This is a genomic window from Paenibacillus sp. CFBP 13594, from assembly GCF_014842675.1.
Taxonomy (GTDB): domain Bacteria; phylum Bacillota; class Bacilli; order Paenibacillales; family Paenibacillaceae; genus Paenibacillus; species Paenibacillus amylolyticus_B.
Map to the genome: position 1 here is coordinate 258346 of NZ_JACYVQ010000009.1, position 9845 is coordinate 268190.

A 9845-nucleotide genomic window follows, 5' to 3' on the forward strand; every position below is an offset into this window, starting at 1 on the left:
CCTGGGGACGTTCCAATCTGACGCATCAATTCGATTCATGCACAATGCACACATATAACTCGTCACCAGCAGACAGTGAATGTATAACTGTTCCCGGTGACGGGCTATTTCTGAGCAATCCTTCCTTTAATCGGTCCGTCTCTGCCCGGTCAGCATGCACAAGGACCGTATGCCTTGCTGGAACCTGATGCAGCATCCGTTCAACATCCTTCCAGCCCTGATGCACTTTATATCGTATTTTCCGCACCTCACACACTCCATACTTGTCAGGAACCCGTAGCAGTTTATCAGCAAATGTGCCATGAGCAACATGCCCGGTGAGCAGAATCAGATTCTCCTCCCTGTCCGATAATTGACTATAATACCAACGGGCAAGCGAGGACTGCATCATGCCGTCCGGAATAAACCATAACGAAGCAGCATGATGTTCCAACAGTTGTTCCCGCTCTTGGGTAGTTGTAGGCAGATCCCATCCTCGTCCAGTCAGAAAACAATCGATTTTGTCTTTCAACGAACTTCCGATGACATGCTCTCCCTTCTCCCTCAACCAATACGGAACATGCATAAGCTGCTTCATACCGTCCACCAGCCCTTGTTCCACTATGATTGGGATAGCCGGGAATTGTTGCTGTGCCCACAGTATGATCTCCTGTCCACGCCCTACGACAGGCATGGGTAAGAGCACCTTTCCGCCTTGAGCAATCGTTTGGCGAATGGCTCGTTCAAGCTGTTCCAGTTTGTCGGCCTGTGTATCCTGATCCATACCGTAGGCCGCATCAACGATCGCCAGATCTACCAGCCCGACGGAAGATTTTGGCGCAGCGTCTGCTACGTTTGCTCTGCTTGCTCCATCTGCACCATTGGATATGGAATTTCTCTGCTTCATGGGTATCTCCATGGATACAAGTGTTCTTGACGACGCTTCTGATGCAACAGATGTCTGCTCTGGTGACGTTATGAATTCTCCAGCCTTTTGCCCGCTGTTTATAACGATTATTTCCTCCATACCCCACCGCTCACTGCTCGGAGCATCGAACAACGTATCTTCACGAATCATCTTTGCCCGTGAGAACGCCTCCGCTGGGCAATCCTCCTGTAAAAGCATTGATTCGGACGTGTAGTCCCCGGAATAAAAAATCCGCTTCGCTTCGATTTCAAGTCCAAACCACACCGATCCAGCCAGATGTCCACTCCGGCCCCACATCACTTTTACTTCGGGAATCGGTTCGAACCAGGTTTGGGATACGACCTCATCTTCCAGATAACGATAACGAATAGCCTGCTCATCTGCTTCATCGTAAGGGAGTTTCTCTCCGACACGTTCTGCAAATCTTCGCCAGTTGGCAAAATACGTACGCAGCTGTGCCCTCGTCTCTCTCGTTGTCCATACTTCACCCCGGTAGCCCATCTTATACAGCAAAGGGATGGCGACCGAATGATCCTCATGGGCGTGGGACAAAAACACCGCATCCAGTTGCGGAACAATCTCCGGGTCAATTAGCGGATACTGGCCCGTGCCTTCTTTTTTCACACCACAATCCAGCAAAAGGCGAAACCGGCTCCCGCTCAGGAGATAGGCGGAACGTCCATGTTCCCCTGCACCGCCCCATACGTTCAGTTTGATCATGATGCATTCCACTTTCTCTTTGAATTCAGCAGTTCGATTCCAAGCAGCATCAGCACCGTCATACCTACAGTTACAACGGCCATCGCCATTCCGAGGGATACCTGACCTTGTTCAAACTGGGCAAAAATATACGTAGCTGACGTCTGCATGGACGGCGGAAGAATTAACAACGAACCTACTAGCTCCCGGGTAGCAATCGTAAAGGTCATCATCCAGCCGGCCAGCATGCCAGGCAGGATCAGCGGTATCAAGATACGCCGCAGAATATACAGCGGCTTCCCTCCAAATACTTGCCCAGCCTGGAACAACGTTCCGTCAATCTGGGTAAAGCTCGATTTTACATACTGCACGGTGTAAGGCAAGAAGAGCACAACGTACGTGAGCACAACCATGCCGTAGGTGTTATACAACGTGACAGGCATCCAGGGTGAGTTCCAGAAGAGAATCAGACCCACAACCATCACGATACCCGGCACCGTATTTGGCAACAGACTGAACAAGTCAATCACACGCTGCATGAATGAAGATGATCTGCCGATCGCGAGCGCAAAACCCGTACCAATAACAACAGCAACGGTTGAAGCCGCGAGGGATAGACCGAGACTGTTTCCGATGGCCTTCATACTCACCGATCCCCAAGATAACAGCTCTTTGTAATGATCCAAGGTCAGATTATCAAAAGCAATTCCCGATCCTCGTAACTTCATGGTCGAAGCGGCGATGATGGAGAAATACGGGATACCTATCGACAGGATCAACAGGATTGCAAGATATGCCCCACATAACCATCCGGCTCCGCCACGAAGGGAATATCGCTTCGAACGTTGCCCTTTGCCACCAACCAGACGATACGTGAACTTTCGACTCATGGCAGACTGCATATACCACATCACCAGACAGACGGACAACAGCACCGATGCCAGCGAAGTCGCCTTACCGAAATCAATCGGCCAACTAGAGATGTACTTATGAATTTCGGAGGTCATGACATAATAGCCAATCTTGCGCCCAAAGGTTGCCGGTGTTCCGAATTCAGCGATCGTTTTGACAAAGACCAGCATGATCCCCATGCCGTAAGACGACAACAATAAGGGTAAAATAATACGTCTGAAACGGTACCCTGCACGTGCACCGTGCACGGCTCCCGCTTCTTCCAGGTTGCCACCGATGCGGATCAACGCATCTCGAAGCAGCAGGTACAGGAATGGGAACAGGTGCAAGCTCATGATGAGCACCATGCCCCAGAAGCTGAAGAACAGCTCACTCCAGCCTGCAGATGAAGGCACCCATTGTTGCAGGTATCCCCCTTTTTGCATAAACAGAATCCAGCCCATCGATCCGATATACGGCGGGGTCATGAACGGAATCATCAGGATTACATCCACCCAGCGATGCTCGCCCATTCGGGTCTTCGCCATCATCCAGGCCAACGGTAGCGCCAGCAGCGTGGTTACTGCTACAACGCAGATGCCAAGCCAGACGGAATTCAGCAATACACCTGATAGATGATGACCCGTAATCGTGCGAATCGGAGCCATCCAGTCCCATTGTCCGTCCGGATACACACTTTGCCAGAAGATCAGCAAGAGCGGCACGCCAATACTTATGGTCAGCAGAAAGAGGGCCAGAATCACGCCCACTCTCCGAAAAATTCGGTTGTTGTCTATTCCAACAGGTTTCACTACGTTCACCTCACATGACTTTCCAAAGACAGCAGGTATTCCTTTTGCCTAATTGTCTCTATCCTATTGTTTCTTACTTAAAAGTCTCGGAAAAACGCGCTGCTGTCTCTTCGCCATGTTCGCTCATCCAGTTCCAATCCACTTTAAGCTGTGGAATATCCTTCACATTGGCACGGTTAGTCGCTTCAATGTCTTCGCGGCCCGGGATTAGATAAGCATCTGCAACAAGCTTCTGTGCTTCATCAGACAACAGGTAGTCGATAAACGCTTTGGCATTCTCTACATTCGGACTGGATTTCAGAATTGCTGCCGGTCTTGGGCTGATTACCGTGCCTTCCTCAGGGTACACGATATCCAGTGGTTCACCTTTTGCCTTGGAGGAATACGCCATGTAATCCACACCTGCAGCTACGATGCTTTTGGCACCCGTAATGACCGGATCAAGGGCTTCCTGATTGGCTCCTGCCATCGCTACACCATTGGCTTTATAGGCACTCAGCAGATCCCAACCTTTTTCACCATTCGCACTCAGGTATCCTGTGATGAAGTCGAGTGCTGAGCCTGATAATGTAGGGTCGGGAATGTTCACTGCATCTTTCCATGCAGGCGTAGCAAGATCTGCCCAACTTGTTGGGGGTGTAGATACCAGTTTGGTGTTATACACAATACCCAGTGCGGAAGCACTGCTGCTAAAATAGTTGCCCTCTGCATCCGACCAGTCCTTGTTCAGCTTGTTTGCATTGGCTGCTTCAGGGTATGGCATAGTCAGTCCATCGGCTTTCAGAGCCTGTGCGGAAGGTAAAGAGGCCAGGATTACAACGTCTGCCACCGGATTGGATTTCTCAGCTTCCATACGAGCCAGAATTTTGCCTGTCGTTCCCTGGAACATCTCAACTTCGATCCCTGTTTTGTCTGTAAATCCGCTCACGATGTTATCGGCCAGCTTCTGTGGGCCAGCACTGTACAGTACCAACTTGCCGCCAGCCGGTTTCGTTGTTTCTGCCGCTGCTGCTGTGTTTCCTTCACTTGCGGGTTGCGCCGCATTTCCTGTGGTCGAGTTCCCTGTACTACAGCCGAACAAACTGATACTCATAACCGCCGTTAATAACAGCATTGCGCTCTTTTTTCGTGTTTTCATCCCCAACATATTCATCCATCTCCCCTGGTTTCTTATAAAATGTGTAATCCTGCTTCCAACTGTGCTCGTTCAACAATTTAATATGCCACTGCGATTGCTTCGTTCTGTTTCATACTTGGGTGGTCATAACCATCCATGCGGCATATCCGCTCGGGAGCAACATAGAGCTGAACTCTCTCCCCTACGCGTACTCTTTGGTTCATATAGGCTGTCCATACGCCCAGCCCTTCCATCTGCACTCGCACTTCGTAGCGTTCACCTACATAGCTGACGCTGAGTACAGTTCCCGGATAACACAGATCATCATGACCTGTTTTGTTCCAGGTGACATGCTCTGGTCGCACCATCGATTGATTAGGCGTGAGCCAGTTGGACTTTCCGATAAACGAAGCAACATACGGATCACTTGGTGCCGAGTAGATCGTTTCCGGGCTTCCCTTTTGCAATATCCGTCCCTTCTGCATCACCACAATCTCATCCGACATCGACATCGCTTCAATCTGATCATGTGTGACGTACAGCGCAGTCAGCCCCATATCCCGTACCAAAGACATCATCTCAATCCGCATCTCTTCCCGGAGTACAGCATCCAGTGCGCTCAGTGGCTCATCGAACAGGATCACACCAGGTCTGACCGCTACGGCTCTGGCAAAAGCAACCCGTTGCTGCTGTCCACCAGACAGCTGATGAGGATATCGATCTTCCATGCCTTGCAGGCGAACCATGCCAAGTGCCTCGTTCACCTTTTGCCGCAGATCAGATTTCTGTTTTCCGGCCTTCAGGCCAAACGCTACATTTTCGTATACGGTCATATGCGGCCATAATGCAAAATCCTGAAACACCATGCCCAGATTACGCTTGTGTGTTGGTATATCAATCCGCTTCGCCGCAGAGTAGATACACTGACCATCTGCACGAATCTCCCCCGCGTCCGGCTGTTCCAGCCCGGCCAACATGCGGAGCAGTGTTGTTTTGCCACAGCCTGATGGACCGAGCAGTGTCGTGAACTTTCCATGTTCAAGCGTTAGATCTGTCGGCAGCAGTGCGGGTGTTTGATTAAATGATTTTTGAATTCCTGTCATCTCTAATTTCATAAGCATCCCTGCCTGTCTTCTGTTACTTGATCTCTTGCACTGTTCTCAGTCTAACGTCCGCTTTCGCGAGTTGTATGTCTTGTATGTAAAATTGGAATTAACTTTTTAGATGAATTCTGTTGATGTTCATAGATTAAATCTATAGTAGGTGAACTAAATTAATTTTCATGTTTTCGCTTCGATTACAGCACCATCTTCCGATCGCTGTTATCCCCAGATTTCTTATACTCCCTTTTTAAAGGGAGAAATCCGGGGATAAAGGCGAACGCTTCGCTTCTTCAGATTGGTTCTGTACTCTCCGTCTTTATGAAAAACATTAGATCATCTTATATATTGGGGTTAGTAGAAGTGAGAGGAGTGCTGGGACATTGAATCTGATCAAATTGCAAATTGTTGAGCTGATCGACAAGCATCATCACATGACAAGCGTGGCCGAATTACTGGGGATCAAACAACCCACCGTTACATTTCATATGAAGTCATTGGAGGAAGAGATGGGCGTGCGATTATTCGAATCACGCAGTGGCAAGACCTTTCTAACTGAGGCCGGACAAGCCCTGCTCCACTATTCCGTCAAAATCAATGCTCTAACCCAAGAGGCAAGGCGGGTAGTGAAAGAATATGACAGTCTCTATCGGGGCACCCTGCACATTGGGGCAAGCTATGTACCGGCTACATATCTGTTGCCCAGCATACTCAACACCTTTTCTCAGGAGTTCCCGGGCATTCGTATCGTCCTATCCGTCAAACCATCACCTGTTATTCGCGAGATGTTAATTCGGCATCAGATTGATCTGGGGGTGATCTCTTCCGAGCCATTTGTTGGACCCGCCCTGCAAGCTGAGACGCTGTGTGAAGACGACTTAGTATTGATCTGTTCTCCACAACATGGGTTGGCCCAGAAGGATGCATTAACACCTGATCATATCGCGCAGATTCCTTTTGCCTTACATGGCAATGAATCCAGTACTCGACGGTTAACCAATCAATGGCTTGCGCAACATGACATTCGTTTGAGGAGTACCGTGGAGATGGATTCCCTGGAAGCGATCAAACAGCTCGTGTTAATCGGGGGGCATGTCTCATTCATGTCTCGGATGGCGGTACAGTGGGAGGAACAGCACGGGCTCATTCAAGTTCTTCCCATTCCCGGAGAGCAAGCGCCGCGCCATATCTATACGGTACATAACAAGGACCGCCACCCTTCCGTTCAGGTAAACCGCTTCAAAGAAGTGCTTCGAAAGGTGAGTCACGGCTCCCCCATTTTCCATGGCAGATTGCCCTGATCCGCTATAAACTATCGTTTACCATTCATCAAATCTATGCAGGATTAACGCAATGTGCGCTCCCCTTTAATCGCTTTCATATATTCGGGCGATAAAGTGAGTCTGTACGTTAATCCAGATTAGGAGAGTGATTGGTTTTGAAAAAGTGGAAAAAGGTAACCGCCTCATTGATGCTGAGCATCGTAACATTGGGAAGTGGAATGACATTTCTGGGAGCACCCCAGGCTTCAGCTGCTGCCAATGCCGTTCCTGCTTATGAAGTAAAGTTTCTGGCCAAGCCGGAACTTGTATTGAATATAGATGGGACACCACGCAGTGAAGTGATTCAGACACTCGGCCTGAGTTCCACGCCAAGAAACATTAACGTAGAGTACTTCGACACCAATGCTCTCGGATTGGATCAACAAGGATGGAACGTTCGTTTTCGCAAAAAGGATGACAAAAATAACTACGAATTGACTTATAAAAAACGCTACCCTGTAATCAATGGCGACATCAACGCAGCGCTTACCCTGGCTAACCAAGAAGGATTCAACATATCAGATGATAACTACGAGGCTGAGATTGATTGGGGATACGGCAAACAGACACTGAGCTTCTCCAACACCAAAAAAGTCGATACCAAAGCGACAGGTGTTCAACTTCCTTCCCAGCAAGATGCCCTGAACATGTTACTGGACAAGCTTCCGGGCAAATTGAAGAACTGGTCTGCTTCCAACTGGGGTAAACAACAACTGACTCAATCCCGTGCATATGGCCCAATCACATTCCAACGTTATGAAGGTACATGGAATGGTCAAGAGCTTACACTCGAAGTATGGCCAATCCGTGACGCAGCAGGTACAGGTATTGAGAATATCGTAGAGGTTTCTTTCAAAACCGATGATACTGTAGCCGTATCCGGTCTGCGTACTCAACTGCTGCAATTGCTGGAGAACAAAAACTGGCTGATTCCGGCCGATGGCTTGAAGACACAGACTATTTTGGAAAGATACTAATCGCTGGCTCTAATTAAAAAGACAAGTTCCTCTTCCTGCGGATATCGTAGGAGAGGGACTTGTCTTTTTTTGTGTAGAGAACGAATTAAAATCAGTTAATTAAGTAATTCTACGTTTATCAACAGTTAAGATTTTTGCTTATCTATTTCATCTGTTCAACTCGAGTTGACTACTCACATTAAACTCTGGTTTTCTGAAAATCACCTCTTCTTATAGGTGAAAACAAAAAAGCCCTTGCTATAAGCAAAGGCTCTTCTATATGTTACTAGGAAGCGGGTGATGGGAATCGAACCCACGCTATTAGCTTGGAAGGCTAAAGTTCTACCATTGAACTACACCCGCAAATAAAAAAAATCGGGATGACACGATTTGAACATGCGACCCCCTGGTCCCAAACCAGGTGCTCTACCAAGCTGAGCTACATCCCGATACTTATGAGAATAATGGCGCGCCCTGAGAGATTCGAACTCCCGGCCTTTTGATTCGTAGTCAAACGCTCTATCCAGCTGAGCTAAGGGCGCAAAATATTGGAGCGGAAGACGGGAATCGAACCCGCGACCCTCGCCTTGGCAAGGCGATGCTCTACCGCTGAGCCACTTCCGCAAAACATATGGTGCGGTCGAGAGGACTCGAACCTCCACGGGGGGTTAGCCCACACGGACCTGAACCGTGCGCGTCTGCCAATTCCGCCACGACCGCAAAATATAATGGTGAGTCATGAAGGGCTCGAACCTTCGACACCCTGATTAAAAGTCAGGTGCTCTACCAACTGAGCTAATGACTCGTAATGAAATGGCTGGGGATATAGGATTTGAACCTATGCATGACGGAGTCAAAGTCCGTTGCCTTACCGCTTGGCTAATCCCCATTAAAAAATCATGGGGCGATCGAGGGGAATTGAACCCCCGAATGCCGGATCCACAAACCGGTGCGTTAACCACTTCGCCACGACCGCCATAGAGTAAGCCATTCATCCACTAAGAGAATCTTAGTATTACCAATTTAACTTGTAATATACATTCTATCACAAATTCATATGTAAATACTAAAAATGGTGCCGGCGAGAGGACTTGAACCCCCAACCTACTGATTACAAGTCAGTTGCTCTACCAGTTGAGCTACACCGGCACGGTGTATATTTTATTAAAAATGGCGGAACCGACGGGATTCGAACCCGCGATCTCCTGCGTGACAGGCAGGCATGTTAGGCCAACTACACCACGGTTCCATAGTACTTTCTCAAGGAAAGTATAATTGCGGGGGCAGGATTTGAACCTGCGGCCTTCGGGTTATGAGCCCGACGAGCTACCGGGCTGCTCCACCCCGCGTCGTTATAAAGTTATATGGTGGAGGCTGAGGGGATCGAACCCCCGACCCTCTGCTTGTAAGGCAGATGCTCTCCCAGCTGAGCTAAGCCTCCATAATATGACCCGTAGGGGATTCGAACCCCTGTTACCTCCGTGAAAGGGAGGTGTCTTAACCCCTTGACCAACGGGCCTTGCTAAAAAATTATCTGGCGGAGAGAGAGGGATTCGAACCCTCGAGACGCTTGTGACGCCTACACGATTTCCAATCGTGCTCCTTCGGCCAGCTCGGACACCTCTCCATATGGCTCCCCGAACAGGGCTCGAACCTGTGACAACTCGATTAACAGTCGAGTGCTCTACCAACTGAGCTATCAGGGAATGGTGGAGCCAAGCGGGATCGAACCGCTGACCTCCTGCTTGCAAGGCAGGCGCTCTCCCAGCTGAGCTATGGCCCCATACTCTGTGTATTTCTTGTTGTGGTCTTGCTATGGGCCCTGGTGGACTCGAACCACCGGCCTCACCCTTATCAGAGGTGCGCTCTAACCAACTGAGCTAAGGGCCCTAATATATATCCCTTATTCCTTTGCAAGGGGGGCAAAAAAAATACCCCAAAGGGAAATCGCTTGGCGGCGTCCTACTCTCCCAGGACCCTGCGGTCCAAGTACCATCGGCGCTAGAGGGCTTAACGGTCGTGTTCGGGATGGGTACGTGTG

At 49.3% G+C, this 9845-nt stretch carries 6 protein-coding genes, 17 tRNA genes and 1 rRNA gene; 2 read left to right on the forward strand and 22 right to left on the reverse strand.

What is annotated here, in order from left to right; all coding sequences use genetic code 11:
* Positions 1 to 25: 25 nt before the first annotated feature.
* From IFU39_RS33090 to IFU39_RS25705, 4 genes are all read right to left on the reverse strand, one after another.
* Positions 26 to 1627, reverse strand: coding sequence for an MBL fold metallo-hydrolase (locus IFU39_RS33090; RefSeq protein WP_244661118.1), 1602 nt, complete (start codon positions 1625 to 1627; stop codon positions 26 to 28).
* A complete protein-coding gene (locus IFU39_RS25695; protein WP_192135682.1) occupies positions 1624 to 3309 on the reverse strand; it encodes an ABC transporter permease subunit in 1686 nt (561 codons plus the stop codon). The genes IFU39_RS33090 and IFU39_RS25695 overlap by 4 nt, the downstream gene beginning before the upstream one ends.
* Before the next feature lie 73 nt (positions 3310 to 3382).
* A complete protein-coding gene (locus tag IFU39_RS25700; protein WP_192135664.1) occupies positions 3383 to 4456 on the reverse strand; it encodes an ABC transporter substrate-binding protein in 1074 nt (357 codons plus the stop codon).
* A 68-nt stretch (positions 4457 to 4524) separates the two neighbouring features.
* Positions 4525 to 5541 (reverse strand): ABC transporter ATP-binding protein, encoded by a 1017-nt coding sequence (locus IFU39_RS25705; RefSeq protein ID WP_192135683.1) that lies wholly within the window; start codon positions 5539 to 5541, stop codon positions 4525 to 4527.
* Between the two features lie 368 nt (positions 5542 to 5909).
* Here IFU39_RS25705 and IFU39_RS25710 point away from each other — a divergent pair, with 368 nt between their 5' ends.
* A complete protein-coding gene (locus tag IFU39_RS25710) occupies positions 5910 to 6827 on the forward strand; it encodes a LysR family transcriptional regulator (protein ID WP_192135667.1) in 918 nt (305 codons plus the stop codon).
* Positions 6828 to 6964: 137 nt separating this feature from the next.
* A complete protein-coding gene (locus tag IFU39_RS25715; protein WP_192135669.1) occupies positions 6965 to 7825 on the forward strand; it encodes a CYTH domain-containing protein in 861 nt (286 codons plus the stop codon).
* 271 nt (positions 7826 to 8096) lie between these two features.
* Here IFU39_RS25715 and IFU39_RS25720 read toward each other — a convergent pair.
* The 18 genes from IFU39_RS25720 to rrf form a co-directional block, all read right to left on the reverse strand.
* Positions 8097 to 8167, reverse strand: a tRNA-Gly gene (locus IFU39_RS25720).
* Between the two features lie 12 nt (positions 8168 to 8179).
* Positions 8180 to 8253: transfer RNA gene (locus IFU39_RS25725), tRNA-Pro, on the reverse strand.
* 16 nt (positions 8254 to 8269) lie between these two features.
* Positions 8270 to 8346, reverse strand: a tRNA-Arg gene (locus tag IFU39_RS25730).
* A gap of 7 nt (positions 8347 to 8353) precedes the next feature.
* A tRNA-Gly gene (locus tag IFU39_RS25735) sits at positions 8354 to 8428 on the reverse strand.
* A gap of 8 nt (positions 8429 to 8436) precedes the next feature.
* Positions 8437 to 8524 (reverse strand) — tRNA-Leu (locus IFU39_RS25740).
* A 9-nt stretch (positions 8525 to 8533) separates the two neighbouring features.
* A tRNA-Lys gene (locus IFU39_RS25745) sits at positions 8534 to 8609 on the reverse strand.
* Between the two features lie 9 nt (positions 8610 to 8618).
* Positions 8619 to 8693, reverse strand: a tRNA-Gln gene (locus IFU39_RS25750).
* Between the two features lie 11 nt (positions 8694 to 8704).
* A tRNA-His gene (locus tag IFU39_RS25755) sits at positions 8705 to 8780 on the reverse strand.
* Between the two features lie 97 nt (positions 8781 to 8877).
* Positions 8878 to 8953, reverse strand: a tRNA-Thr gene (locus IFU39_RS25760).
* A 22-nt stretch (positions 8954 to 8975) separates the two neighbouring features.
* A tRNA-Asp gene (locus IFU39_RS25765) sits at positions 8976 to 9053 on the reverse strand.
* A 26-nt stretch (positions 9054 to 9079) separates the two neighbouring features.
* Positions 9080 to 9153: transfer RNA gene (locus IFU39_RS25770), tRNA-Met, on the reverse strand.
* A 16-nt stretch (positions 9154 to 9169) separates the two neighbouring features.
* Positions 9170 to 9245, reverse strand: a tRNA-Val gene (locus tag IFU39_RS25775).
* A 6-nt stretch (positions 9246 to 9251) separates the two neighbouring features.
* Positions 9252 to 9323: transfer RNA gene (locus tag IFU39_RS25780), tRNA-Glu, on the reverse strand.
* 16 nt (positions 9324 to 9339) lie between these two features.
* Positions 9340 to 9431 (reverse strand) — tRNA-Ser (locus IFU39_RS25785).
* Between the two features lie 3 nt (positions 9432 to 9434).
* Positions 9435 to 9510: transfer RNA gene (locus IFU39_RS25790), tRNA-Asn, on the reverse strand.
* Between the two features lies 1 nt (position 9511).
* Positions 9512 to 9587, reverse strand: a tRNA-Ala gene (locus IFU39_RS25795).
* A 33-nt stretch (positions 9588 to 9620) separates the two neighbouring features.
* A tRNA-Ile gene (locus IFU39_RS25800) sits at positions 9621 to 9694 on the reverse strand.
* A gap of 59 nt (positions 9695 to 9753) precedes the next feature.
* Positions 9754 to 9845 (reverse strand): 5S ribosomal RNA (rrf, locus tag IFU39_RS25805); the annotation flags it as partial.